The 24,259-nt window shown below is 45.3% G+C and carries 29 protein-coding genes; 12 read left to right on the top strand and 17 right to left on the bottom strand.

What is annotated here, in order from left to right; genetic code table 11:
• Entirely contained in the window at positions 1-744 is a 744-nt protein-coding gene (locus AS006_RS08720) for a DUF4912 domain-containing protein (protein WP_101513956.1), read from the bottom strand.
• 205 nt (positions 745-949) lie between these two features.
• On the opposite strand from AS006_RS08720, the gene AS006_RS08715 reads away from it, so the two are divergent.
• From AS006_RS08715 to mfd, 11 genes are read left to right on the top strand one after another with little or no spacing between them, the layout of a single operon-like run.
• Positions 950-1,660 (top strand): initiation factor 2B, encoded by a 711-nt coding sequence (locus AS006_RS08715; RefSeq protein ID WP_101513955.1) that lies wholly within the window; start codon positions 950-952, stop codon positions 1,658-1,660.
• The gene (gene aspS / locus AS006_RS08710) at positions 1,654-3,393 is read left to right on the top strand and encodes an aspartate--tRNA ligase (protein ID WP_101513954.1); all 1,740 of its coding nucleotides are present in this window, start codon (positions 1,654-1,656) and stop codon (positions 3,391-3,393) included. Before AS006_RS08715 ends, aspS begins: the two co-directional genes overlap by 7 nt.
• A gap of 1 nt (position 3,394) precedes the next feature.
• A complete protein-coding gene (locus tag AS006_RS08705) occupies positions 3,395-3,727 on the top strand; it encodes an STAS domain-containing protein (RefSeq protein ID WP_038067478.1) in 333 nt (110 codons plus the stop codon).
• A gap of 1 nt (position 3,728) precedes the next feature.
• On the top strand, positions 3,729-4,391 hold the full coding sequence (gene cmk, locus AS006_RS08700; RefSeq protein WP_101513953.1) for a (d)CMP kinase: 663 nt from the start codon (positions 3,729-3,731) through the stop codon (positions 4,389-4,391).
• Complete coding sequence (gene ispH, locus AS006_RS08695; RefSeq protein WP_101513952.1) at positions 4,388-5,200, top strand: 4-hydroxy-3-methylbut-2-enyl diphosphate reductase; 813 nt, start codon at positions 4,388-4,390, stop codon at positions 5,198-5,200. The genes cmk and ispH overlap by 4 nt, the downstream gene beginning before the upstream one ends.
• Before the next feature lies 1 nt (position 5,201).
• Positions 5,202-6,830 (top strand): 30S ribosomal protein S1, encoded by a 1,629-nt coding sequence (locus tag AS006_RS08690; RefSeq protein ID WP_101513951.1) that lies wholly within the window; start codon positions 5,202-5,204, stop codon positions 6,828-6,830.
• A 3-nt stretch (positions 6,831-6,833) separates the two neighbouring features.
• On the top strand, positions 6,834-8,153 hold the full coding sequence (gene der / locus AS006_RS08685; RefSeq protein ID WP_101513950.1) for a ribosome biogenesis GTPase Der: 1,320 nt from the start codon (positions 6,834-6,836) through the stop codon (positions 8,151-8,153).
• Positions 8,154-8,157: 4 nt separating this feature from the next.
• Positions 8,158-8,748: a glycerol-3-phosphate 1-O-acyltransferase PlsY gene (plsY, locus tag AS006_RS08680; protein WP_101513949.1), complete on the top strand. Its 591-nt coding sequence runs from the start codon at positions 8,158-8,160 to the stop codon at positions 8,746-8,748.
• 4 nt (positions 8,749-8,752) lie between these two features.
• Complete coding sequence (locus AS006_RS08675) at positions 8,753-10,339, top strand: hypothetical protein (RefSeq protein ID WP_101513948.1); 1,587 nt, start codon at positions 8,753-8,755, stop codon at positions 10,337-10,339.
• Complete coding sequence (locus AS006_RS08670) at positions 10,326-10,748, top strand: M48 family metallopeptidase (RefSeq protein WP_101513947.1); 423 nt, start codon at positions 10,326-10,328, stop codon at positions 10,746-10,748. The genes AS006_RS08675 and AS006_RS08670 overlap by 14 nt, the downstream gene beginning before the upstream one ends.
• Positions 10,741-13,428 carry a transcription-repair coupling factor gene (mfd, locus tag AS006_RS08665; protein WP_101513946.1) on the top strand — a complete coding sequence of 896 codons (2,688 nt, stop codon included), beginning with the start codon at positions 10,741-10,743 and terminating at the stop codon, positions 13,426-13,428. Before AS006_RS08670 ends, mfd begins: the two co-directional genes overlap by 8 nt.
• Positions 13,429-13,436: 8 nt before the next feature.
• Here the strand turns inward: mfd and rpoD are convergent, their stop codons facing one another.
• The 16 genes from rpoD to cobO all read right to left on the bottom strand — a co-directional run bounded on the left by rpoD (position 13,437) and on the right by cobO (position 23,277).
• Entirely contained in the window at positions 13,437-14,615 is a 1,179-nt protein-coding gene (rpoD, locus tag AS006_RS08660) for an RNA polymerase sigma factor RpoD (RefSeq protein WP_101513945.1), read from the bottom strand.
• A 4-nt stretch (positions 14,616-14,619) separates the two neighbouring features.
• Positions 14,620-16,317, bottom strand: a complete 1,698-nt coding sequence (gene dnaG, locus AS006_RS08655) for a DNA primase (RefSeq protein ID WP_101514094.1) — start codon at positions 16,315-16,317, stop codon at positions 14,620-14,622.
• Between the two features lie 78 nt (positions 16,318-16,395).
• Complete coding sequence (gene rpsI, locus AS006_RS08650; protein ID WP_101513944.1) at positions 16,396-16,800, bottom strand: 30S ribosomal protein S9; 405 nt, start codon at positions 16,798-16,800, stop codon at positions 16,396-16,398.
• 15 nt (positions 16,801-16,815) lie between these two features.
• Positions 16,816-17,265, bottom strand: coding sequence for a 50S ribosomal protein L13 (rplM, locus tag AS006_RS08645; protein WP_101513943.1), 450 nt, complete (start codon positions 17,263-17,265; stop codon positions 16,816-16,818).
• Positions 17,258-17,824, bottom strand: a complete 567-nt coding sequence (locus AS006_RS08640; RefSeq protein WP_233185708.1) for an ECF transporter S component — start codon at positions 17,822-17,824, stop codon at positions 17,258-17,260. Before AS006_RS08640 ends, rplM begins: the two co-directional genes overlap by 8 nt.
• Positions 17,814-18,065: a 50S ribosomal protein L27 gene (rpmA, locus tag AS006_RS08635; protein WP_101513941.1), complete on the bottom strand. Its 252-nt coding sequence runs from the start codon at positions 18,063-18,065 to the stop codon at positions 17,814-17,816. The genes AS006_RS08640 and rpmA overlap by 11 nt, the downstream gene beginning before the upstream one ends.
• Positions 18,055-18,339 carry a ribosomal-processing cysteine protease Prp gene (locus tag AS006_RS08630; protein ID WP_101513940.1) on the bottom strand — a complete coding sequence of 95 codons (285 nt, stop codon included), beginning with the start codon at positions 18,337-18,339 and terminating at the stop codon, positions 18,055-18,057. The genes rpmA and AS006_RS08630 overlap by 11 nt, the downstream gene beginning before the upstream one ends.
• A complete protein-coding gene (gene rplU / locus AS006_RS08625) occupies positions 18,336-18,650 on the bottom strand; it encodes a 50S ribosomal protein L21 (protein WP_101513939.1) in 315 nt (104 codons plus the stop codon). The genes AS006_RS08630 and rplU overlap by 4 nt, the downstream gene beginning before the upstream one ends.
• Before the next feature lie 126 nt (positions 18,651-18,776).
• On the bottom strand, positions 18,777-19,121 hold the full coding sequence (locus tag AS006_RS08620) for a cupin domain-containing protein (protein ID WP_101513938.1): 345 nt from the start codon (positions 19,119-19,121) through the stop codon (positions 18,777-18,779).
• Positions 19,099-19,764 (bottom strand): RNA-binding cell elongation regulator Jag/EloR, encoded by a 666-nt coding sequence (gene jag, locus AS006_RS08615; RefSeq protein ID WP_101513937.1) that lies wholly within the window; start codon positions 19,762-19,764, stop codon positions 19,099-19,101. The genes AS006_RS08620 and jag overlap by 23 nt, the downstream gene beginning before the upstream one ends.
• Positions 19,765-19,781: 17 nt before the next feature.
• Positions 19,782-21,119, bottom strand: coding sequence for a membrane protein insertase YidC (gene yidC / locus AS006_RS08610; protein ID WP_101513936.1), 1,338 nt, complete (start codon positions 21,117-21,119; stop codon positions 19,782-19,784).
• Positions 21,116-21,355, bottom strand: coding sequence for a membrane protein insertion efficiency factor YidD (gene yidD, locus AS006_RS08605; protein ID WP_101513935.1), 240 nt, complete (start codon positions 21,353-21,355; stop codon positions 21,116-21,118). Before yidD ends, yidC begins: the two co-directional genes overlap by 4 nt.
• Positions 21,352-21,705, bottom strand: coding sequence for a ribonuclease P protein component (gene rnpA / locus AS006_RS08600; protein ID WP_101513934.1), 354 nt, complete (start codon positions 21,703-21,705; stop codon positions 21,352-21,354). Before rnpA ends, yidD begins: the two co-directional genes overlap by 4 nt.
• On the bottom strand, positions 21,702-21,836 hold the full coding sequence (gene rpmH, locus AS006_RS08595) for a 50S ribosomal protein L34 (RefSeq protein ID WP_038067454.1): 135 nt from the start codon (positions 21,834-21,836) through the stop codon (positions 21,702-21,704). The genes rnpA and rpmH overlap by 4 nt, the downstream gene beginning before the upstream one ends.
• A gap of 62 nt (positions 21,837-21,898) precedes the next feature.
• Complete coding sequence (psuG, locus tag AS006_RS08590) at positions 21,899-22,753, bottom strand: pseudouridine-5'-phosphate glycosidase (protein WP_101513933.1); 855 nt, start codon at positions 22,751-22,753, stop codon at positions 21,899-21,901.
• Positions 22,754-22,764: 11 nt separating this feature from the next.
• Positions 22,765-23,277 carry a cob(I)yrinic acid a,c-diamide adenosyltransferase gene (cobO, locus tag AS006_RS08585; protein ID WP_101513932.1) on the bottom strand — a complete coding sequence of 171 codons (513 nt, stop codon included), beginning with the start codon at positions 23,275-23,277 and terminating at the stop codon, positions 22,765-22,767.
• A 49-nt stretch (positions 23,278-23,326) separates the two neighbouring features.
• Between cobO and yihA the strand changes: the two genes are divergently transcribed.
• A complete protein-coding gene (gene yihA, locus AS006_RS08580; protein ID WP_101513931.1) occupies positions 23,327-23,914 on the top strand; it encodes a ribosome biogenesis GTP-binding protein YihA/YsxC in 588 nt (195 codons plus the stop codon).
• The last annotated feature ends 345 nt before the right edge of the window (positions 23,915-24,259 follow it).

The following is a 24,259-nucleotide window of genomic DNA, read 5'->3' as shown; positions in this document are numbered from 1 at the left end:
TTACCTCCCGCTTCTGAATATCTCCCACATGATGCCTATTCCTTGTCCGGAAGGCCAACCCGGAGAGGTGACACCTCTCAGTTTCTCTATCGGTTTCACCAGGCTTCCTTCAGAGAGGATCACGCTTCTCTTTCTGCTACGCAGATCATACCATCTTTCCCTGGAAGAAGTCGAAGGAGAAGCGGTTGGAGTTCTTGCTACGTTGGATCTCATCAAAGGAATGAACCTTCCTTCTTCATCTAAATAACCCATCTCCGAGAGGTAGTCTGCCCTGGGCATGGGAACCTGGAAATAGAAATTCCCTGCTTCGAGAGTGACCTCATCGAGTCTGTATTCGAAGGTCCTGTGAGCATTGGTTCCATCGAACATAATGAAAGTTACATCGTAAAGTCTGATGACAGCTTTCCCTTCCCTTGCCATTTGTTTCATCAAGTTCCTAGTTTCATCGTCAAAATCCCAGTAAGAAAACACCACGTAGGGATTGACCGGCATGAGAACGAGTTTGTTCTTGTTGTAGGTTTTGGGAAGCGTGAGATCTACTGTAGAAGGCACTTGTTTCAATGTGGGAGCACCAGAGGATGCACTCGTTGCTGAAGAATTTTCCACGTGTTCTCTTATGAGCTTTATGACATCTTTTTTCTTCATGGCCTTCTTCACCCTGAGTCCCAGACTCTTTGCGAATCTCTTGAGTTCCTGTATGGTGGGATTCGCATCGAGCCATTTCAGTATTTCTTCTCTTTTCACTATCCTCGCCTCCTTGTTAATTTTCGTTTTAAAAAATTATAACACCAATGATTTCGGTTGTAAACGAGAGATTAGCGGAGAATTTTTAATTTATTTCCAAATAATCACCAGCAATTTTTGAAAACAACGGAAGAGCACCAATTACAACTATTTTTTTGGAACAGAGGGAAATTGGGATACAATACTTATATGAGGTGATACCAGAGTGTCTGGAGTTCAAGAGTTTTTGAGCCAGATGAAAACAGAAGGATCCCGGGAAGTTGCAGAACGTTTGATAACCTTCATCGAAGACAATTTTGAATCTCTGAACATGAACGAGGTAGTAAGAGATATACATCTTTTCTTCAGGGAAAAACCCATGGCGGTTCTGGAAAAGTTGGCACATTTTCTGAAAACAAGTCCTTCAAAAAAAGAACTATCGGAATTTCTCCGTCTTTTAAAGAAAACCCTGGAGCGCACAGTTGAATACGCATCTTCTTTTTGCAGAGGAAAAAGAATAATAACGCTGAGTAACAGCAAGACTCTGAAACAAACCTTCATTAAGGCAAAACCAGTCTGTGTCTATGTTCTGGAATCACGTCCTGGAAGTGAAGGAAGGATACTGGTAGAATCTTTGAGAAGGGAAGGTCTGAGGGTTGAACTCGTCGAAGACCTTCTGGCGTACAGAATCCTGAGGAAAGTGGATCTGTGCCTTGTCGGAGCCGATTACGTCGATAAAGCAGGAAATGTTCTGAACAAGGTGGGATCGACCACGCTTGCAATCCTGTGTAGGGAGCAGAAAAAACCTTTTCTAGTGGTGGCTGATCCCTTTAAGTTCGGTTCAAGATCTTTGAAGGAGACAGATCTTTTTGAGGTAATTCCATCTGAGTTGATAACGGCGATAATAACAGATCCAGAGGGAGGGACAGCATGTTGAGGACTCATACATGCGGTGAACTCAGAGCAGAAGACGAAGGAAAAAAGGTGAAACTCTGTGGATGGGTGGACAGAATAAGAGACCTTGGAGGAGTTCGATTCTTTGATCTGAGAGATAGGTACGGTGAAACACAAATTGTGTGTGATGTGAACAGCAAAGCCTACGAAACAGTGGACGATCTTACGCGTGAGTCCGTCGTTCTGGTTGAAGGAACGGTGAGAAGGAGGCCGGCTGGCACGGAAAACCCTAACATTGCAACCGGAGAAATAGAAGTTGTAGCAGAGAGGATAGAGATCCTGTCTAAAGCAGAACCCCTACCTTTTTATCCCAATGAAACACCCAAGGAAGAAATGAGGCTCAGATACCGATACATAGATCTGAGGTCGAAGCGAATGAGAGACAATATAATTCTGAGATACACCATTGCAAGGACAATCAGAAAATATTTCGACGAGCTGGGGTTTCTAGAGATAGAAACACCTTTTCTCACAAAGAGCACACCGGAGGGTGCCAGAGATTTTCTGGTTCCTTCTCGCCTCAGACCAGGGAAATTCTACGCTCTTCCACAATCTCCACAACTTTTCAAGCAGCTTCTGATGATATCTGGTTTCGACAGGTACTTTCAGATAGTAAGGTGTTTCAGAGACGAAGACCTGAGAGCTGACAGACAACCGGAGTTCACCCAGGTCGATGTGGAGATGTCCTTTGTCGACGTAGAAGATGTTCTTTCGGTGAGTGAGGGCATGATCGCCCGAGTGTTCAGGGAAGCCATCGGTATGGATCTGAAAACGCCCTTTGACAGAATAACATACAATGAAGCGATGGAAAAATACGGAACGGACAAGCCCGACAGAAGGTACGGTATGGAACTGAAAGATCTGAGATACGCCTTTGAAGGAACTGATTTCAGGGTTATAAGAAGCGTCCTGGAAGAGGGAGGAAGTGTAAAGGGATTCGTCGTTCCAGAGTTCGCCTCTGAGATGACAAGGAAAAAAGGTGACGAGTTGATGGAAAGGGCCAAAGAACTTGGGCTAGGAGGACTCATCTGGTTCAAGATAGAAGGAAAAATCACTTCACCGCATTTAAAACACCTCGAAAGGGAGTTCAAAACGATAGCAGAAAAGGAAAATCTGAAAGAAGGGGACGTTTGTTTGATAGCTGCTCACAAGGATAGAGATCTACTCAACGAGGCTCTTGGAACACTCAGACTGGAAATAGGAAAAGAGTACTTTTCACATCTGGCAAAGGGGTTTGACATCCTCTGGGTGGTTGATTTTCCATACTTCGAATGGAGCGAAGAGGAAGAAAGGTTCGTGGCAAGGCACCATCCCTTCACCATGCCGGTTGAGGAAACTCTCGGCGATGATCATACAAAGGTGAGAGCAAAAGCCTACGACATCGTTATAAACGGATACGAGGTAGGAGGGGGAAGCATAAGGATACACAAAAGAGAGATACAGGAAAAGATCTTCAAACTACTTGGAATAAGTGAAGAAGAAGCCCGGGAGAAGTTTGGATTTTTCCTTGAAGCGTTCAAATACGGTGTTCCCCCACACGGTGGAATCGCCTTTGGACTGGACAGGCTGGTTGCTATCATCGCTGGAGAAAACTCCATAAGAGAGGTCATTCCATTTCCGAAGACAGGAAACGGTGTGTGTCTTCTGACAGGAGCACCTTCGTCGGTCGATGAAAAACAGCTCAGGGAACTCAGAATCCGTGTTGAGGAGGGATAACATGGAAGGACTGAAACTAGAAAAGATAGAGCAGGAAGACAAGATAATCGTGAAGGTTCATGGGGAAATCGATGCGTACAATTCCTCAGAGTTGAAAGAGCAGTTGAGAAACCTTGTCTCATCGACGGACAAAAAGAAGATCGTTCTGGATCTTTCTTCCGTCTCCTACATGGACAGTGCGGGTCTTGGAACTCTGGTTGTCATCTTAAAGGACGCCAAGATCAACGGAAAGGAATTCATTCTCAGTTCTCTGAAAGAGAGCATTCTGAGAATCTTCAAACTCACACACCTGGACAAGATCTTCAAGATCGTCGACACAACGGAGGAGGTGTAGGATGGGGCTTCAGATAGCAATAGACGGACCAGCAGCCTCAGGAAAATCCACCATCGCAAAGCTCCTGGCAGAAAGGCTGGGCTTTGAACATCTGAACACGGGAGCCACTTACCGTGCTGTTGCTGTCTACCTGAAAGAAAAAGGGCTGAATCCTTTCTCATCAAGAGAGGAACTGGAAAAGGCACTCAAAGATGTGAATGTGGATTACAGAGATGGTAGGGTGTTCATCAACGGAGAAGATTACACAGAGAAAATCCAATGCCCCGAAGCGGGTATTCTCGCCTCAGATTTTGCAAAACTCGATTTGGTAAGACAACACCTTGTTAGAATACAACGGGAGATCTGTGATGACAAAAACATAGTGGTTGAGGGAAGGGACATCGGAACCGTTGTTTTGCCAAATGCTCAGCTCAAGATTTTTCTCACAGCTTCTCTGGAAGCTCGCATCGAGAGAAAACTCAGGGAATACCAGAAAAAGGGTTTGAACGTCAGCAGGGAAGAGGTTGAAAAGGAATTGATCTCAAGGGACACACAAGATTCCAGCAGGAAGATTGCACCACTCAAACCGGCGGAAGATGCCGTGGTCATCGACACAACCAGTATGAGTGTGAACGAGGTTCTTCAAAAAATACTGAAACTTGTTGAGGAGAGGATGAAGGTTTGAAGATCATCGTTGCAAAGAATGTCGGTTTCTGTTTTGGAGTGGAAAGGGCAATAAAAACCGTTGAAAGGCTTCTGAATGAAGGAAAAAGGGTAGTAACGGACGGTGAGATCGTTCACAACAGGCAGGTAATGGAAGAACTGATAAAAAAGGGTCTGAAAATCTCCTCTGATCCCACCGATGGAGATGTCTTCGTCGTAAGAGCCCATGGAATACCAGAGAAAAAGCTCGAAGAACTGAGAAAGGTTTATCCAAAGGTTGTAGATCTCACCTGTCCTATCGTCTTCCAGCTTTTCAAAACAGCCAGAGAATATTCCTCCAGAGGAAAGCTCATAGTGTTTGGAAAAAAGGATCATCCCGAAATGGTGGCTTTGATGGGATACGCTCCCGCGATCGTAACAAAGAAACCTTTCAAAACGGAAGAAAAGAACGTAGTTTTTCTGTCCCAAACCACCTCTTCCCTGGACGAATACAGAGAATTCGTCTCAGAGATGATCAGAATGAACAACTTCGAAAAGGCCATCTATCTGAACACGATATGCCCTGTGACCGTGGAGCGGGAAAGGGAAGTGAAAGATCTTTCGAAGATCTGCGAACTTTCTATAGTGGTTGGTGGAAAGCACAGTTCCAATACGGGAAAACTATTCCGTCTTGCATCCAAAAACTCTAGAACCATCTGGGTGGAATCACCCGATGAAATTCCGGAGGACGTAGTAAAATATGGTACGGTGTGTGTGTTCAGTGGAACTTCCACACCTGTTTCTTTGATAGAGGACGTTGTTAGAAAACTGAAAGAGATGGAGGGGAAGTAGTATGGAACCAGTGGAATTCAACGATGAAATTCTCAATCAGTATGAACCGGGTGAGTTCAGAAGAGGGCAGATAGTGAAAGGGATGGTCATCGGGAAGGAAGAGGATGGCATAGTAGTGGATTTTGGGGGAAAAAGTGAAGGATTCGTTCCAGAAAACGAGTTGACCAGACCGATAGACGATTACAAAGTAGGGGAGGAACTCACCCTTCAAATATTGAACCTGAACTACGAAGAAAGATCCACACTCTCAGAGAAAAGGCCGATCTTCAGAAAGACAATGGAAGAACTGAGAAAACTATACGAAGAAGGAAAACCAGTCAAAGCACGGATCGTTTCACAGACGAAAGGTGGATACAGCGTGGTATTGAAGGGAGTGGTACCAGCTTTTCTGCCAGGTTCACACTCTCTGTTGAGAAGAGAAGAACCCTTCCCTAAAGAAGAGATCGACGTTCTCATACTGGACATGGTCCGTACACGACGGGAAACAAGAATCGTGGTTTCAAGAAAGGCTGTACAGGAAAAGAAAGTGGAAGAGTTTTTCTCTGAAAAGAAAACAGGAGACTTAGTAGAGTGCACAGTGAAAAGGATAAATCGTTCAGGAGTTGAGGTTGAAATTTCGGATGGAATAAGAGGTTTCATTCCAAGAAGCGAGCTCAGTTATGACACAAGAATAACTCCTGAGGATGTGGTGCAGGTTGGCCAGAAGGTCACAGCAAAACTCATCGAACTGAACAAAGACAGAAAAAGTGTGGTTCTCAGCCTGAAACGGCTCATGCCTGATCCCTGGAATAAGGTGGAGGAAAAATATCCTGTTGGAAAAGTGGTGAGTGGGGAGGTCACGTCCATACATCCGTTTGGTTTCTTTGTGAGGCTCGAACCTGGTGTGGAGGGACTCGTTCCACGTTCAGAGGTTTTCTGGGGAAACAGCAGAAAGAACCTGGAAGACGTTGTGAAGATTGGTGACCTTGTAAAAGTTGAAGTGATCAACGTGGACAGGGAAAACAGAAAGCTCACCCTTAGTTACAGAAAGGCAAAGGGAGATCCATGGGAGAACATCGAAGACAGATACTCCGTTGGAAACACGGTGGCAGGAAAGGTCACTTCCATTATAAGACAAGGTGTATTTGTCGAACTCGAGGAAGGGATTGAAGGTTTTGTCCCCATCTCCGAACTTTCCTGGAAAAGGGTTGATAGCCCAGAAGAGGTCGTTAAAGTGGGCGAGAAGGTGAAAGTGAAGATAATGAACCTGGACAAAGAAAACAGAAGACTTTCCTTGAGTATAAAAAGGACTCAAGAAAATCCGTGGAAACGTGCCCTGGAAGAGCTGGAAAAAGATTCGATAGTCAGGGGAACCGTGAAAAAGATAGTGAACTCAGGCGTAATCGTTCAGGTCGAAGAATACGATGTGGAAGGCTTTGTGCCGAACAACCACCTTGTCAGTGAACCCGAGGAAGGAAAGTTGCTCAACCTCGTCGTTCTCAGGATCGATCCAGATGAGATATTCGGTGGAAGAATGATCCTGAGTGAAAAGAGATTCGAAGAAAGGATGAACATAGAAGAATACAGAAAAAAGGTGGAAAAGGAAAGCTACCAGAAATCACTCGGTGACCTGTTGAAGAATGGAGAGTGAATTATGGCGACTGTGTTGATTGTAGGAAAACCCAACGTTGGTAAGTCGACTCTTTTCAACAAACTTGTGAAAAAGAGAAAGGCAATCGTCGAGGATGAAGAAGGGGTCACTCGTGACCCCGTTCAAGATACTGTGGAATGGTACGGAAAAACCTTCAGGTTAGTTGACACCTGTGGTGTGTTCGACAACCCGCAGGATATCATTTCAAAGAAGATGAAGGAAGTAACCTTGAATATGATCAGGGAAGCAGATCTCGTCCTGTTCGTCGTCGATGGTAAAAACGGTATAACAAAAGAGGACGAGTCCCTTGCCGACTTTCTCAGAAAATCAGAAGCGGATGTTATTCTGGTAGCGAACAAAACTGAGAACCAGCAAAAGTTTGAAAGAGAGGTAAAACCTGAGCTCTACAGTCTGGGATTCGGTGATCCCGTACCTGTCTCGGCTGAACACAGTATCAACCTCGATACACTGATGGAAAAGATCATTCAGAAACTGGAGGAAAAAGGCCTGGATCTAGAAACGAAACCAGAGATAACCGAAACGATAAAGATCGCCATCGTTGGACGTCCGAACGTTGGAAAATCTACCCTTTTCAATGCTATTCTGAACAAAGAACGAGCGCTGGTTTCACCGATTCCTGGCACCACCAGAGATCCTGTGGACGATGAAGTGTTCATCGATGGGAAAAAATACATCTTCGTGGACACGGCGGGACTCAGAAAGAAGTCAAGGATAGAACCAAAAACCGTGGAAAGGTACAGTACGTACAGGGTCGTTGAGAGTATAGAGAAAGCGGATGTTGTCATCATCGTTCTCGATGCCACACAAGGTATCACAAGACAGGATCAAAGAATAGCAGGTCTGGTTGAAAGAAGAGGGAAAGCGAGTGTTGTTGTGTTCAACAAATGGGACCTGGTGGAACATCGTGAGAAGAGATACGATGAATTCACAAAACTCTTCAAGGAAAAACTCTACTTTGTTGACTACAGTCCTCTGATATTCACTTCTGCGGACAAAGGATGGGGAGTGGAAAAGATAATCGATGCCATCAACCTGGCGTACTCTTCCTACACGACCAAAGTACCTTCCAGTGCTTTAAACTCTGCTCTTCAGAAGGTATTGGCGTTCACCAACCTGCCGCGCGGCCTCAAAATCTTCTTTGGACTCCAGGTAGACATAAAACCACCCACTTTCCTGTTCTTTGTGAACGACATAGAAAAGATCAAAGAACCTCAGAAAGTCTTTCTGAGAAGGTTGATCAGAGAATACGTGTTCCCGTTTGAGGGATCTCCTATATTTTTGAAATTCAAAAAGAGCAGGTGATAATGTGGAGTGGTGGGTTTTCCCCCTGCTTGGATACCTGGTGGGATCGATTCCCTTCAGTTATCTGATACCAAAGTGGATCAAGGGTGTGGACGTGAGAAAAGTCGGAAGTGGAAACATAGGGGCAACGAACGCGATCAGAACAACGGGCCCTGCGGTCGGTGGTCTTTGCCTTTTACTCGACGCTTTGAAGGGGTTCTTTCCTGCCTTCCTGGCGGGGTCCACTTCTAGTGATCCAAAACTAGTTTCCCTGACGGCGATTTTGACCGTCCTTGGTCATGACTTTCCTGTCTTCATGAAGTTCAAGGGAGGAAAGGGCGTTGCCTCAACACTCGGTGTCATCTTCTATCTGTCATGGCCCACAGGAATTGTATTCGCTCTTGTGTGGTTCTTCGTGGTTATGATCACTGGTTACGCTTCTCTTGGATCACTCATCGGACTCTACACTTCTGCACTCCTGGGATACATCTTAAAAGGTTACGACGCTGGTATGTTGATCCTGATACTCGCTGTTTTGTCAACCCTTCGTCACTCGGAGAACATACGAAGACTCCTCTCTGGAACAGAAAGAAAGGTGACCCTCTTCAAGAGGTGAAACCGTGAAAAAACACATCGTTCTTTTTTTCCTGCTCATCACTCTGGCTGTCTTTACACAGAGTGTCAGGGAAATGTTCTCAGAGGTGATAGTGGACTGGGCAAAGGGAAATGTGAACTCCGCCTTACAGAAGATGGAGGAGATCTTCTACAAGCCTGTTCCGGCAGAAGATCTGGCGGAGTTCTGGTATCTGAGAGCGAAGTTGATGATAGAAACCGGACGTGTCAGAGAGGCTTATGAAGATCTGAAGAATCTTCTTGTTATCGTTCCCGATCAGCCAGAAGTTCTTTCGCTTGTTCACAACCTCGAATTCATCCTGCAGAACAAAAAAACGGTTTCTTTCTATATGAAAACCCTTCGTACTCTGGATGGATTCAAAGATGGAGTGGAATATTTCTTTTCCCCGACAGACGTGGCTGTTCTGGGACAAACCATCTACATCGTTGACCCACCAAACAATCGTTTGATAGAAACCGACGGATACACCTACAGCGTGAAGAATCTTTCGTTTCGCCCAGGACAGGTTTTCGTGGACAGAGAAGGGAACATCTTTCTGATCTCAGAAAGTGGGGATGTCTATCGAAACGAGGAGAAGATAGGATCGTTTCTTCATCCTATCGGAGCAGGGATTCTGGATTCTGGAGAGTTCGTGCTGGCTGATGTAAACAGGATAGTTCTGATGAAAGACAGCGGTTCTGATGAAATACCACTCGGTGGCAATCCACTGATCACGGATGCAGAAATTTACAGAAATCGAGTGATAGTTCTTGATACCTGGAGCAACTCTCTTATAGTAACAAATGTTGACGATGGAGAACAGCAGAGGATCTCCCTTCCCGTTCCAGCACGTTCTTTTGAGATGTTCTACGATGGATCGTACCTTTTACTCGACCAGTTTGGAACACTCTATCACTTCGACGGAAGAAAACTCCTGAAGATAGGATCGGTCCCTCAATATGTGAACATAGAATACGAGTATCCGTATCTTTTCGGAACAGACTGGCAGAACCACAGAGTAGAGATCAGCATCCTGAAATCCTCAGAGCCGATCTTCGTACACATAGATTCCTTCGAGTTCACAACCGACAGGATGTTTCTTTACGTGAGGGTGGAAAACGCTTTTGGAAAGGATATAGATCTCGTTCATCTCTTTTCCGATTTACTCGAGGCACGCGGCCGTGTTCCCTTCGAGGTGTCCTACAAAACGAGAGAGTATACATTCTACATAAGTGACGAGGAGTTTCTTTCAGAAAAGATATACCAGATTAACGACAGAAAGGGTTACTGCGTACTGGTGCCACCTGATACGAGCTTTTCAAACGAACAACTCGCTGTTCTGAAACTGAAAAACATCAAACTCCACTCCATGTCCGATGCACCACCTGAACTGAAGGAGTTTTGCTACAGGTCGGGTGGAGGAGTGGGAACGCCACACTTTCTGAAACACAACCTCTGGGTGTTCAGCTTTTCCTACGTCAAACCCATCACCGAGGAAATCATCCCCATCTCTGCAGCCTTCAGAACACCTGAGATGAACTATTCAGACACCGTTTATGTCACAAAGAAGGTGATAGAACTTGAGCTCAAATGAGTTCGAAGAAGCGTACCTCGATATGAAGAACGGAAAACTGGATATCGCTCTGAAAAAGTTTTTGAAACTGGTTGAGAAAGAACCATCGGCTGAGCTGTGGATCAACATCGGGAACATATACAGGAGAAAGAATCTTCTGGCAAAAGCCATGGAAAGCTACAAAAAGGCCATGGAGATAAATCCAAAAAGTGCGGAAGCCTTCTTCAACATGGGATGCACCTATTATCAGATGGGAAAGTATTTTGAAGCGCTGAATCTGCTGAAAAAAGCAGAAAATCTTGGTTTAAAAGACCCGAAGTTGAAAATTGTGAAGGCCCTGTGCAGGGCGAAACTCAACCTCCCCAATCCCTTTGAAGGTCTCAGTGATGATGAAAGGAAACTCGTGAAAGATCTGATGAAAGATGGTTGAAATACTTCTGATTCCGAATGAAAGAGAGATACATCTGGAAGGATATCTCTTCTATCCATCGAGAGACAACCTGCCTCTCGAAGACGTTTCTTTATCACCTGAAGTGAAAAAGAAGAGAGTGGAGATCCTCTGGAAGCTTCTCAGAGGCGAAGATCTAAAAATCGCCATCACCCTGAAAGCCCTCACCGAAAAGATCTTCTCACCGGAATCTTTGAAAAAAAGAATCATCGAAGTCAGACGTTCTGCTTCGTTCGATCTTTCTCCAGAAAGGTTCGTGGAGATGGGGTACGAGAGAACCTTCACCGTTCAAATGCCGGGGGAGTTCTCCATAAGAGGTGGAATTTTGGACATCTTCTCTCCAGGATACGACTTTCCCGTGAGGATAGAACTCTTTGGAGACGTCGTTGAAGACATCAGATTTTTCGATGTTTCCACCCAGAGATCTTTCCAGAAGGTCAACGAGGTTTACATTCTACCCTTTCTCGATGAATATGGAGACAGTTCTCTGCTCGACTTTGTGAAGGATGTACGTTTTACCTGTGAAGATCTGGAGAAAGCCCTGACGGAATACCGAAGGATAAGAAAAGAATTGAAAGATCTCCTGAAGGAAAAATACGATTTGTTCTTCGATGAAGGTGTCCTGGAAAGAGTTCTGAAAAACGTGGAGAAGACAGTCGCCGGTGCAACCATCTCTTCTGGTACTGAAGAGAGACCACTTCCCCTGGTAGACATCGACGAGATAGAAGAGGGAGAACTCGTCGTTCACAAAGAACACGGGATCGCCATCTTCGAAGGCATGATCAGATTGAAAAGTGTTCTTGGAGAGCGGGACTATCTCAAACTGAAATACGAAGATGCGCTTCTTTACGTTCCGGTTGAAAAAATTGACAGGGTACACAGGTACATAGGTGACCCATCCCAGGTAAAACTCGACAGATTGAACAGGGGAAGATGGAAGAGAACGCTGAAGAAAGTTCGGGAAGACATCGAGAAAAGGGTGCGGGAACTCGTTGAACTCTACCTGAAGAGAGAAGAAGTGAGAGGAACACCACTTCCCGGTGATCCTGAACTGGAAGAAAAATTCGCGGAAACCTTTCCGTACATAGAGACCCCTGATCAACAGAAATGCATAGAAGAAGTTCTGACAGATTTGTCATCGGAGAAACCTATGGACAGACTGCTATGTGGTGATGCTGGAGTGGGCAAAACGGAAGTAGCACTTCGTGCTGCCTTTCGCGCTGTGGTATCCGGGAAACAGGTGGCAGTACTTGTTCCCACCACTGTACTTGCCAGACAGCACTATGAGAACTTCAAAGAAAGACTCGAGCCTTTCGGTGTTAGAGTAGAACTTCTCGACAGTTCCAGAACGCTGCGAGAAAGAAGAGAGATACTGGAAGGACTGAAAAAGGGTGAAATAGACATCGTAATAGGAACGCACGCTCTTTTGAACGAAAGAGTGGAATTTTCAGATCTTGGACTCGTCATCATCGACGAGGAACAAAAGTTCGGTGTTGAACAGAAAGAAAAATTCAAAAAGATGAGACTTTCTGTGAACGTTCTTTCCCTAAGTGCCACGCCAATTCCGCGAACGCTCCACATGGCACTCTCCGGGATGAAGGACCTTTCGGTGATAAACGCTCCTCCGCCCGGGCGAAAACCTGTGCACGTTTACATTGCTGAATACAACGAAGAACTGGTGAAAGGGGCCGTTGTAAGAGAGGTGAACAGAGGAGGACAGGTGATCTATGTTCACAACAGGGTGGAAGAACTTCCGGAAGTATTCGAAAAATTGAAGAGAATGTTTCCAGAACTCAGAATCGCTATGGCACACGGTAAGATGTCCAGAAGAGTGATGGAAAAGGTCGTTCATGAGTTTTACAGTGGAAACATCGACGTTCTTTTGTGTACAACGATCATCGAAAACGGTGTCGATATACCGAACGCCAACACACTGATCGTCGACGATGCCCACAGGTACGGTCTTGCCCAGCTCTATCAACTCAGAGGAAGGGTGGGAAGGAGTGACAGAAGGGCTTTCGCGTACTTTCTGTATCCAAAAGGGGTTCCAAGAAGTTCTCTGGAAAGACTCAGGGTGCTTAAGGCACACACAGGTCCAGGGAGTGGTCTACAGATCGCCATGAAGGATATGGAAATGCGGGGTATCGGAGATGTTCTGGGACTGGAGCAGCACGGAAACATCGTCTCCATTGGTTTGAAACTGTACAACGAAATCCTGAAGGAAACTGTGACAAAGGTGAAGAAAAAACGAGTAGAGAGAAAGCACACCGTTCAAGTTGAGATAGAAAACCCTCCGGGCAGGTTCTTCATACCAGAGGATTACATTTCAAACCCCGTGGAAAGATTGAGGATGTACAGAAGGCTTGCGTCCGCTTTTGAAGAAGAGGAAATAGAAGAGATACTGGAAGAAATGAGGGATCGATTCGGAGAGCCGCCAGAAGAGGTGAAACTGCTCCTGGATTACTTCAGAATAAGAATAAGAGCATCAAAACTGGGTATAAGAAAAATCAGATTCGACCACTTCATGGTGGAACTCCTTCCGGGTAAAAATTCTCCATTTTTAAAACATCCAGGGTACAATCCAAGATCCGGTACTGTCGTCCTTTACAAAAAGGGTGACCCGATAGAGTATCTTCTGAAGATTTTGAAAAATGAAGGGTGAGCTTTCGCTCACCCTTCGTTTTCATCCATCAGTGAAAGCAGAGATTTCAGGTATTTACTTCTTGAAGGATGTCTCAACTTTCGAAGGGCCTTGACTTCGATCTGTCTGATCCTTTCCCTTGTGACGTTGAAATACTGTCCCACTTCTTCCAGTGTTTTTGGCTTCCCATCGAGCAGACCATACCTCATCCTGAGAACCATGGCTTCCCTTGGACTGAGGGTCTTCAGAACTTTTTCCAGTTCTTCGCGCATGAGCATTCTCATGGCCTCTTTCTTTGGAGAAGGCACCGATTCGTCTGCCACGAAATCTTCTATAGAGGAGTCTTCATCTTCACCGATCGGAGACTCGAGTGAAATGGTTTCTTTTGCTGCTTCGAGTATCTCCTTTATCTTTTCGGGTGGTTTCCCCATCATCTTGGCGAGTTCATCCACAGATGGTTCTTCTCCGTATTTCTGGTAGTATTCTCTTCTCAGTCTGTTCAACTTGTTTATCGTTTCAACCATGTGAACAGGGATTCTGATAGTTCTTGCCTGATCTGCTATTGCCCTTGTAATAGCCTGTCGAATCCACCAGGTGGCGTACGTGCTGAACTTGTAGCCCTTTCTCCAGTCGAATTTTTCCACCGCTTTGAGAAGACCAATGTTTCCTTCCTGTATCAGATCCTGGAAGGAAAGCCCACGACCCATGTAACGCTTTGCGATGCTGACTACCAGTCTCAAATTCGACGTTATGAGCTTTTCCTTGGCTTTCTTGTCACCCATTTGAGCTCGTCTTGCAAGTTCTCTTTCCTGAGCCGGTGTGAGAAGCGGTATCTTGCCGATTTCTTTGAGGTACATCTTTATGGAATCCCTCACGTTGCTGGAGTCGTATATTTCAGGGGATTCCTTTTCAAGGAGTTCTTCAAGTTCTTCCGTGGAGGTTTCTGTTTCTTCTTCTGAATCGCTCTCGACTATGTTTATTCCGTGCTTTTCGAGTTCTTCGTATATCTTTTCTATCAGGTTCGTATCGAATTCTTCGTAATTTGGAGGAAACGCCTTGTCTATGTCTTCATAGGTGATGTATCCTTTCTTCTTTCCCTGGTTTATGAGTTTTTTTATCCGCTTTTCTATCTGCGGTGGAAACTTCTTTTCCTGTTCACTTTCAGTGATCTGTTCATCCTTCATGATTGCTTCTTCCTTTTCCGCCATATTTTCACCTCCCCTTGATCTTTCTCAAAAGGTCCAACTTCATGTTCAGGAGGATACGCTTTTCCTCCTCACTGACACCCTGTTTTATCAACTTTTCTATCTCCTCCAGGCGTTTCTTCAACTGACGAGTTTTCAATCTCTCGGCGAGATCCCAAAAGAACTTTTCCGGATTCTTTGGAGGGGGAACTTCTTCCAGGACTCTGAAGATCCAGTCCTTCACCTCTTTCGGAAGTGTTTCTACTGATTCGTTTATGTTCTCGGTTGAAGATACTCTTTTGAAGAATTCTTTTGCATTGTGATCTTCCAGAACGTCCAGGTCGAGTTCCAGTATCCTTTCTCTGAAGTCCTCATAGTTCAAGAACAGATAGGCAAGCCCTTTTCCTTCGTCGTAGACCTTTTGCACCTTCGCCTCTTGAACAGGCACATTATTAGACCTATCGCTTTCGAAAAAGTTCAAGATCTGGTTTTCTGGTATTTGAGTCGAACTGGAAACCTCCTTCACAAGATTGTCTATATTCTTGAGGTATCCCTTCCTTCTCATCCTCTGGACCCATCTTTTCAGGAAGGAAAGATAGGACCTCATACCTGCAGGACTACCCTTATCGAAAAAAACTTCTCCCGCCTTTGTCAGGAAATACTCAAAAGAAACAGATTTTTTGAGCATATCTTTGAGAGATCCTCTTCCCTCTTTCTGAAAAAGTTCATCCGGATCCTTGTAGGGATCAGGTGTTGCTATCAAAACGTTGAACTCGTACTCCAGAAGGTCTTCTAGAGATTTCAAAGTGGCTCTGAGACCCGCCCTGTCGTTGTCAAAACACAGGATCACGTTCTTTGAATATGCGGAAAGTTTCAGTATGGCTTCGCGTGAAAGACTCGCTCCCAAAACTGCCACCGCGGTTGGTATGCCGTCTCTTCTGAACGCCAGGGCATCGAAATATCCTTCAGTTACAACAAAAAAGCCAACATCTTTCGCCACCTTTTTTGCCTCGTCAAAGAGAAACAGTGTCTTTCTCTTGGAGAAGTATCTGGTGTCTGGAGAGTTCAGGTACTTCGGTTCACCGTCCCCCAACAAACGACCTCCGAAGGCAACGATCTGCCCCCTGTCGTTTTTTATCGGAACGATCAACCTTCCTTCGAATCTATCGACCAGTCTGTTTCCTTTCTTCAAGGCAAGCCCGTACCTCATCACTTCGTCTTCCTTCAGATTCAACTCTTTTCCGACTTCAGCGGCTATTTCCGAGTCTTCAGGAACGTAACCGAATCCATAGTTCTCCATTTCTTCCTCGGTGAACCCTCTGGATAGCAGATACTCCTTTGCCTGATGTGATTTTTTGAGTTCGTTAACGTATCTCTTCCAGACCCTCTCGTACAGATGAACGTATCTGGTGTAATCAGAGCTTCCAGTTGATCTGTACGCGGAAAGATCCACACCAGCCCTTCTTGCAAGCCTTTCCAGAGCTTCTTGAAAGGTTATTCCCTCCATTTCCTGAAGGAACTTGATGACGTCACCACTTGCACCGCAACCAAAACAATGATATATCTTTAAGCCCGGATGGACATAAAAGGAAGGATTCGTTTCCGCATGAAAGGGACAGAGTGCCCGGTATGAAGAACCAACTCTTGTGAGATTCACGTACTCTGAAACCACTTCAACGATGTCAACCTTCTCCTTTATTTCCTCGATCACCTCTCGAGGAATCACATTCTCACTCCTTGGAATGTAGAGAAAAAGAGAGGTCCGGGGCAACCGGACCCCCGTGTTGCTTTCTTTTTCAGGAGATCATCTCTTGGAGAACTGTGGTGCCCTTCTTGCTTTCTTCAAACCGTACTTCTTCCTTTCGACTTCTCTCGGGTCTCTTGTGAGCATCTTGTATTTTTTGAGGACAGATTTCAGGTTTTCATCGTACTGAAGCAGAGCACGGGCTATGCCCAATCTCACAGCACCGGCCTGTCCAGAAAGACCACCACCGTTTACTCTGATCACAAGATCGAATTTTCCAAGGGTGTTCGTCACCTCAAGAGGTTCTATGGCGTGCTTTGTCCAGGCGACGTTTTTGAAATAGTCATTCAGACTCTCGTACTCTTTTCCGTTCACTTTGACCTTCCCATCACCAGGTCTCAGGTAAACTCTTGCAACCGCAGTCTTTCTTCTTCCTGTTCCGTAATATCCGATAACACCGGCCATTTTATTCCCTCCTCATCACAATTCAATTGGTTCTGGTTTCTGAGCCTGATGAGGATGTTCGGAAGACGCGTACACCTTGAGTCTTCTGAGCATCCTCCTGCCCATCTTGTTCTTTGGAAGCATCCTCTTGACCGCAAGCCATATGAGTCTTTCTGGATGCTTCTCAAGCATCTGCCTTGCGGTCATAGATTTGAGACCACCAGGGTATCCAGAGTGCCAATAGTACACTTTCTGATCCCACTTCTTACCTGTGAGTACCACTTTGTCTGCGTTCACAACGATCACATAATCTCCCGTGTCAACGTGGGGAGTGTAAGATGGTTTGTGTTTCCCCATCAAAATCTTTGCTATACGTGTTGCCAACCTTCCAAGAACCTTCCCGGAAGCGTCGACAACGTACCATTTTCTCTCCACTTCTTCGGGTTTCACCATCGTCGTTTTTTGAACGGGAAAGTATCTAGCCATTGCTGTTCCTCCCTTCTACTGTTTCTAACTTGAAGATACTCGAAACCTTCTTGTAGACGAAGAAAGTGACCATCGAGTCAGCCCCAAACTTCACGAGATTGAAGGCCAGAATGAACGGGAAAAACTTCAAGTACAGTTCGAAAGGAGCCTTGAAGTACAGAGGAACGATCAACGCGTTCAAACCAAGCGCAAATCCCGTTGTGAAGAGAGTCGCTATGATCATTCCCTTTATGGCCGTTATCTTGCTTTTGTTTCTGTGGTAAATGAGACCAGCCAGTCCAACAAAGGACATTCCCAGAACCGCGTTCATTGCGATTCCTACAGGATCACCCGATTTTACCAGAAAGAACAGAACATCCTTGATCAAAATTACAAGCATGCCCACCTTTGGTCCCAGCAGAAAACTCACAATGAGTGCCGGGATCTCACTGGGATCGTATTTCAAAAAACTTGCCTGTGGAAATATGGGAAACTCCAGAAACATCATGAGTGTTGCAAGGGCAGAAAACACTCCAACAAAGGAGATCCGCTTTATGCCGTTCACCCTTTCACTCCTCATAAACGCTCACATACTTTTTGTTGTTTTTCTGTTCGAACTTCACCCTGCCATCCTTCAGAGCAAAGAGCGTGAAATCTCTTCCCATTCCAACGTTTTTTCCTGGGTAAAACCTTGTGCCCCTCTGCCTCACGAGTATGTTCCCTGCTTTTACGAATTGTCCGTCTCCCACTTTAACCCCAAGATACTTTGGAAGACTGTCTCTGCCGTTCTTTGCAACACCGCCGCTCTTTTTATGTGCCATTCAGAATCACCTCCACTTTAATTTGGGAAGGAAACTTCTGCTCCAGTTCTCTCAAAGATCTCACCATCGCTGCGAGTACCTTTACTTCACACGGTTCCAGTTTTTCAAATTCCACTTTCAGATAACCCGATCTTTTGTCTATTCTTGCAACCTTTTCCTCCTTCAAGAAGTTCGCTACATGTTGAGTGAGAACACTCACAGACGCACAGGCAACTTCGTTCGATGCATGACCCTTCACTTCGAAGAAAGTATCGGTGATGGTTACTTCTATCATACCTCGATCTTTTCGATCTTGATGGCAGTGTACCACTGCCTGTGCCCTTTTTCTACCTTGCTGTTTTTCCTGGGTCTGTACTTCACCGTTTTCACCTTTCTGGCCTTGGCGTGTTCGAGCACCTTTCCAACGACCCTTGCGCCTTCAACATAGGGTCTTCCAACGAGTACTTCGTTGTCCTTTCTCAGAAACACCACTTTGTCGAAGACGATCTCGTCTCCAGGAGCGTACTCTGCCTGCTTTTCGGTGTAAAGGATCCTTCCTTCCTCCACTTTGTACTGCCTTCCCGCTGTTTCTACGATGGCGTACAAAACCTTCACCTCCTACCTGTTGGTATACAGGCGCTGAAGTACGTACCCAAACGGGATTTTTTGACGCACTTCAAGCGCCAGAGGAGTATTTTACTACTCTTTTTTTTCGTGTTCTTTAAAAAAGAATTACTCTCCGCCTTCTTTGGGTATCAAACAGAGAAACTCCACATCACTGTCCGTGTCGTTTCTGAATCCATGAACCTCGTTGGGTTCTACATAGATACAGTGTCCTTCTTCCACCACTTTTTCACCTTTCTCGTCCAGAACCGTCAACTTTCCTTTCAGAACGAATATTTCATGCTCCCAGGGATGTGTGTGTCTTTCTATAACACCAGATGGTTTTACTGTGAAGAGCCTCATGACGAAATTTCTTGCTTCTTTAAGCCCTATCAAAACTCGCTTTTGGACACCCTTTACACTATCTGTAGATATCTCCTGGGGAGTGACATCATATGCTCTCTTTAATATCATGTCTTCTTCTTCCCTCCCTCTTTGTTCCGACGTACTCTATAACAACCCGTCTGTAAGGCTCCACTCCCACTGAATAGCTCGTGACACCTTTGTACTTCTTAACCAGTTTGTGAACCTGTCTCCTTTCGAAAGCAAACATGGGATCGAGAGTCACTTTCGTTTTCTCTGAAAGAGCTTTTTTCACCGCTTCTTCAACTATCTTCTCAAGCGATTTCCTCCTCTTTTCCCTGTAATCTCCCATGTCGAGGATCACGTTCAATTTCGTATCACTCAGTCTGTTCAGAAAAATCATCGTGATGTGTTGAAGAGCACCCAATGTTTTTCCATGTTTTCCTATCAACCTTCCCACGTTCTCACTGTCCACGTCAACGAAGAAACTCCTTCCGGAAGATCTCACAGCCACTTTAACATTAGGATCCACCACACGCAGTATGTCTTCCAGAAACTCTCTCAATCTCCTTTCAAAATAGGACTTTTTGATTGAAACCTCAACGACGGCTTCTTTTGAGAAAAGTCCAAATATGCCTTGGAATCCTTTCTCCAGAACGTTTACCGTGTACTCGTTTTCTTCGAGTCCGTACCTTTTGACTACCCTCTCAATGGCTTCGTTTACAGAAGGAGCTCTTTCGATGACCTTTTTCATCTAATCCCCCCTCTTCCTCAAGCCTTTTTCGGAAGTCCTAGAAGTTCTCTTGTGGTGATTCCTTTGATCTTGTACCTTCTGTAGGTGTAATAGGTAACTGCGAGTTGAATCAGCGTGTTTGTCGTGTAGTAAAGGAACAGACCACTTGGAAGTCCCACGAACAAGAACGGAAAGATGATGGACATTATGAGACCCTGCCAGGCCGTTCTCACATCCTGACTCGTGAGAAGGGTGGTGTAATAGCTTGCCACTATCGTGATCACAAGGAAAATCCAGTTGTTTGCAAAACCACCTGCCGAAAGATCCTTCCAGATGAGAAAGCCACCGCTGTAAGCGAACTCCTCGACGTAATACCTGATAACAGACCACAGAAGAATGAAGATCGGCAACTGTATGAGAAGCATCAGACATCCGCTGGCAGGGTTCACACCTGCTTCTCTGTAGAGTTTCAGCAGTGCCTCCTGTTGTTTTGTAGGATCTTTGTATTTTTTCTTGATCGACTCTATCTGCGGCTGGAGTTTCCTCATGTTTATGAGCGACTTTGTTTGTGCATGATAGAGCGGATACAAAATCAACCTGACTATCAGTGTGAACAGAACGATAGCCCACCCGAAGCTTTTCGTCAGATCTTTGAGCCACCAGAAAAACCAGACGAGCCCATAGAACACAGAATCGTACCATCTGTTGAATCCAGGAATGTTTCCAAGGACTTTCATCAGGGCTTCATAGTCTTCGGGGAACGCTTTTTTGATCAAAGTTCTCTTGTTTGGTCCCATGAAGACGGTGAGTCTTTTTTGCCCGTTCACCTCCAGAGTTCCTTCGAAGCGAAGGCCCTCATCGTGTTTGACAAGAACCAGTGTCCTCGATTTCGAGTTGAAAGAGGCAAAGTAGTTCTCCATGTATCTGTCTGTGGAGGGATCCAGTGAAACTCTGGGAAGCGTTACTTCCACGGGCCTGGAATTTTCTATGTCCACAAAAAAGAGATAATTTTCGTCATTTTTTATGGTGAAGATCTTCTTCACGTATCCGTAGTTGTACACGATACTCACTTCATCTGAAAATCCCTCCGCAGTCTTTCCTTTTCCGGTTACTATCGGCTCTTCAATGACAGTGAGAGGTGTCCCCTCGTCGAGCACATCGAAACCATCGTTTCCGTATGTGAAAACGTGTTTTCTGCCCTCAACGAGTGTGTAGTAATCCTTCAGTATGCCTTTTTCAAGATCGAAGTGATACTCCCTGAATCTGGTCAAAACAACGATTTCTTCGTCAGAGCGTGTGACCTTGATGGGTTCGATCCCGAACAGGATGAAAGGCAAGATGACAAGCAACACTGCCACGATCCTTTTCAAGATCATCGCCTCCTCAGTTTGAACGAGAATTCTTCGGGAACTGGGTCGTATCCACCTTTCGAAAGAGGGTTGCAGCGAACAACACGCCTGAGGCCCAGGAAAAAACCTTTCAGAAGGCCGTGCCTTTCCAATGCCTGTATGAAGTAAGTCGAACAGGTTGGCTCAAACCTGCAGGTTGGAGGTTTCAGAGGAGAGATGTATCTTTGATAGAACCGTACGATCATTATGAGCAATCTTTTCATTCCTCTATCCTCTCTAAGAGACTGAGCAACTTTTCCTGAACCACCCAGAAGTTGATACTTTCGAACTCTTCGGACAATCTTTTCCTGGGAATCACCACGATATCGAAACCTTTTGGTATTCTATCCTTGTTCTTCCTGAACGTTTCTCTTACCCATCTTTTCAATTTGTTTCTTCTGGTCGCTTTTCCAAACTTTCTCTTCACCACTATTCCCAATCTCGAGTGATCAAGACCGTTCTTCAAAAACAGAACCACAAAATACTCGTTTTGCAAACTCTTTCCTTCTTTGAATATCGCAAGGAAATCCTTCCTGAGCCTCAGGCGTTCCTTTCTGGTGAAACGCTCGCTCATACAGTCAGTCTCCAGCGACCCTTCTTCCTCCTGTTCCTGAGAACCCTTCTTCCTCCTGGAGTTCTCTTCCTCGCAAGAAAGCCGTGCGTTCTTTTTCTCTTTCTTCTTGAAGGCTGGTACGTTCTCTTCATCTTGCCTGACCTCCCTCTTCACGGTGTCTGGAGTACCATCGATTTTTAGTATACCATATCCGTTATCTTCCAAGTGCCAGTGCTATCTTTCCGGCAAGTTTCACATTTTCCTCAAGAAGAGAAAGGTTTGCCTTCAGAGTTCTACCGTTCGTTACCTCAACAAGTTTTCTGAGAAGGTAGGGTGTTACATCTTTTCCTTCCACCTTCAGTTCGATGTTTTTCAGAAGATGTTCGATTTCTTCCCGTGGAACTTCGTGTTCTTCTGGAACAGGGTTCAGCACCATGAGGGTCTTTTCAAGGTTCAGTTCCTCCATGGTCCTGTAGATTCTCAGGATCTCTTCTACATCCTCTACTCTCATCACCTTTTTTCCACTTTTTCTTGAGAAAAAGAGGGGAAATTCATCTGTCATGAATCCCACCACTGGAATTTCCAGGGTTTCAAGCATCTCGAACGTTGCATCCACATCGAGGATGGATTTTACGCCGCTGGACACAAGTATGATCCTTGAAGATGCCATCTCCGTGAGATCCTGGGAAACGTCCACTTTACCGGGATGAACACCACCCGTACCACCCGTCACGACAACATCCATTCCGAATCTTTTGCAGAGAAAGATGGTGGCACTTACAGTCGTTGCAGCGTTCATTCCCTTTGCCAGTGCTATCGGAATCTCTCTTGTTCCTATTTTTTCTGAACCTTCGTTCATCATGATGGTGAGTTCATCTTCGTTCATTCCCACGATAATTCTTCCCTTCAAGACACCCACTACCGCAAGTTGGAATCCCATCTCTTCGGACATCTTCTTTGCCCTTCTGAAAAGATCAATCGCCTCTTTTCTGGGTAGTCCATGAACGAACACGGTGGTTTCCATTCCCACCGCGGGTCTTCCCTTTTCCAGCCTGTTTTCTACAACCATGGGTATCCCTCCTAGTACTCTATGCCTTCTCTTGCCCTGACGCCTTCTCTGTAGTAATGCTTCACTTCTTTCATCTCCGTGACAAGATCTGCCTTTTCGATCAACCATTCTGGTGCGTACCTTCCTGTTATTACGAGTTCCACGTTTTCGGGTCTGACACTCAGCAGGTCCTCTATTTCCTCTCTCGAAAAGAATCCAAAATGAATCGCCACGCAGAGTTCATCCAGAACGACGACGTCGTATCTTCCAGAAATCAGTCTCTCTTTGACGTCCCGAAGTCCTTCCTTTGCTTTTTTTATCTGTTCTTCAGATGGTCTTCCCACGACAAATTCGGAAGTTCCGTACTGAACTATCTCGATGTTGCGGAAGAACTCCTTCAGTTTCAACTCCGAAACCGGTGTTCCCTTCAGAAACTGCCCTATGAACACCCTCAGGCCCGCACAGGCCGCTCTCACCGAAAGTCCAAGGGCGGCGGTTGTTTTCCCTTTGCCGTCTCCTGTGTAAACGTGCACGTATCCCTTCAACTTCATCCCTCCTTCTTTGTATGCTAGCATAGAAAGAGGGTGAGAGAAAATGGTCATAAAGGATGTGGAACTGGTCAAGATAGCGAAAACACCGGGTGATTATCCCCCTCCTTTGAAGGGTGAGATCGCCTTCGTTGGAAGGTCCAACGTTGGAAAATCGTCTCTTTTAAATGCTCTGTTCAACAGAAAGATAGCCTACGTGAGTAAAACGCCAGGGAAAACAAGATCGATAAACTTCTACCTTGTGAATTCCAGGTATTATTTTGTAGACCTTCCTGGATACGGATACGCAAAAGTCTCCAAAAAAGAACGTATGCAGTGGAAAAAACTGGTAGAAGACTACTTCACGAACAGATGGTCCCTTCAGATGGTGTTTTTACTCGTTGATGGTAGGATACCACCTCAGGAAACAGACCTCATGATGGTGGAGTGGTTGAAAAACCTGAACATTCCCTTCACCATCGTCCTCACCAAGATGGACAAGGTCAAGATGTCTGAAAGGAAGAAAAAACTGGACGAACACAAAAGAGCGTTTTCAAAGTATGGAGAGTACACGATTATACCAACATCTTCTGTGACGGGTGAGGGAATAGATGATCTTTTGAATCTGATCTCAACACTCCTGAAAGAAAATTGATAAAATAGTATGGGGGCAGGGGGTCTTTCAAAAGCGGAGTTTCGCAGAAAGAAATGTGGTCAGCGAAGATCCGGTAACAAGCGAAGCACTGAGACTGAGCAATGAAAGGGGGGGAAGCCATGAGAAAACTCGTGAAAGTGATCCTCGTTCTTGGAAGCCTCTTTGGAGCTCTGATGGCAGTGGTTGGAACCAATAGAGTTTGGTAATATAATATTCCTTCATCTGGTATCCCCCTGCCCCGTGTAGTCCGATTATATTTCCTTTAAGGAGTGAGAGTGTGATAAATCAAAGAGAGAGGCCATTTCTGATTTATTCTTTGCTTGTTCTTGTTATCTATGTTACTCT

Origin of the sequence: Thermotoga sp. SG1, from assembly GCF_002865985.1 — a bacterium.
Taxonomy (GTDB): Bacteria; Thermotogota; Thermotogae; order Thermotogales; family Thermotogaceae; genus Thermotoga.
This window is presented reverse-complemented; position numbering and strand designations above follow the sequence as displayed.

Coding starts and splice junctions, on each gene's coding strand:
- yidC (WP_101513936.1), bottom strand. CDS start 21,119: ATGATCTTGAAAAGGATCGTGGCAGTGTTGCTTGTCATCTTGCCTTTC.
- rnpA (WP_101513934.1), bottom strand. CDS start 21,705: ATGAGCGAGCGTTTCACCAGAAAGGAACGCCTGAGGCTCAGGAAGGAT.
- jag (WP_101513937.1), bottom strand. CDS start 19,764: ATGAAAAAGGTCATCGAAAGAGCTCCTTCTGTAAACGAAGCCATTGAG.
- rpoD (WP_101513945.1), bottom strand. CDS start 14,615: ATGGCGGAAAAGGAAGAAGCAATCATGAAGGATGAACAGATCACTGAA.
- AS006_RS08620 (WP_101513938.1), bottom strand. CDS start 19,121: ATGATATTAAAGAGAGCATATGATGTCACTCCCCAGGAGATATCTACA.
- mfd (WP_101513946.1), top strand. CDS start 10,741: ATGGTTGAAATACTTCTGATTCCGAATGAAAGAGAGATACATCTGGAA.
- AS006_RS08630 (WP_101513940.1), bottom strand. CDS start 18,339: ATGATAGAAGTAACCATCACCGATACTTTCTTCGAAGTGAAGGGTCAT.
- yihA (WP_101513931.1), top strand. CDS start 23,327: ATGGTCATAAAGGATGTGGAACTGGTCAAGATAGCGAAAACACCGGGT.
- AS006_RS08705 (WP_038067478.1), top strand. CDS start 3,395: ATGGAAGGACTGAAACTAGAAAAGATAGAGCAGGAAGACAAGATAATC.
- AS006_RS08640 (WP_233185708.1), bottom strand. CDS start 17,824: ATGAGGAGTGAAAGGGTGAACGGCATAAAGCGGATCTCCTTTGTTGGA.
- cmk (WP_101513953.1), top strand. CDS start 3,729: ATGGGGCTTCAGATAGCAATAGACGGACCAGCAGCCTCAGGAAAATCC.
- rpmA (WP_101513941.1), bottom strand. CDS start 18,065: ATGGCACATAAAAAGAGCGGCGGTGTTGCAAAGAACGGCAGAGACAGT.
- rpmH (WP_038067454.1), bottom strand. CDS start 21,836: ATGAAGAGAACGTACCAGCCTTCAAGAAGAAAGAGAAAAAGAACGCAC.
- rpsI (WP_101513944.1), bottom strand. CDS start 16,800: ATGGCCGGTGTTATCGGATATTACGGAACAGGAAGAAGAAAGACTGCG.
- rplM (WP_101513943.1), bottom strand. CDS start 17,265: ATGGCTAGATACTTTCCCGTTCAAAAAACGACGATGGTGAAACCCGAA.
- der (WP_101513950.1), top strand. CDS start 6,834: ATGGCGACTGTGTTGATTGTAGGAAAACCCAACGTTGGTAAGTCGACT.
- yidD (WP_101513935.1), bottom strand. CDS start 21,355: ATGAAAAGATTGCTCATAATGATCGTACGGTTCTATCAAAGATACATC.
- aspS (WP_101513954.1), top strand. CDS start 1,654: ATGTTGAGGACTCATACATGCGGTGAACTCAGAGCAGAAGACGAAGGA.
- AS006_RS08690 (WP_101513951.1), top strand. CDS start 5,202: ATGGAACCAGTGGAATTCAACGATGAAATTCTCAATCAGTATGAACCG.
- psuG (WP_101513933.1), bottom strand. CDS start 22,753: ATGGTTGTAGAAAACAGGCTGGAAAAGGGAAGACCCGCGGTGGGAATG.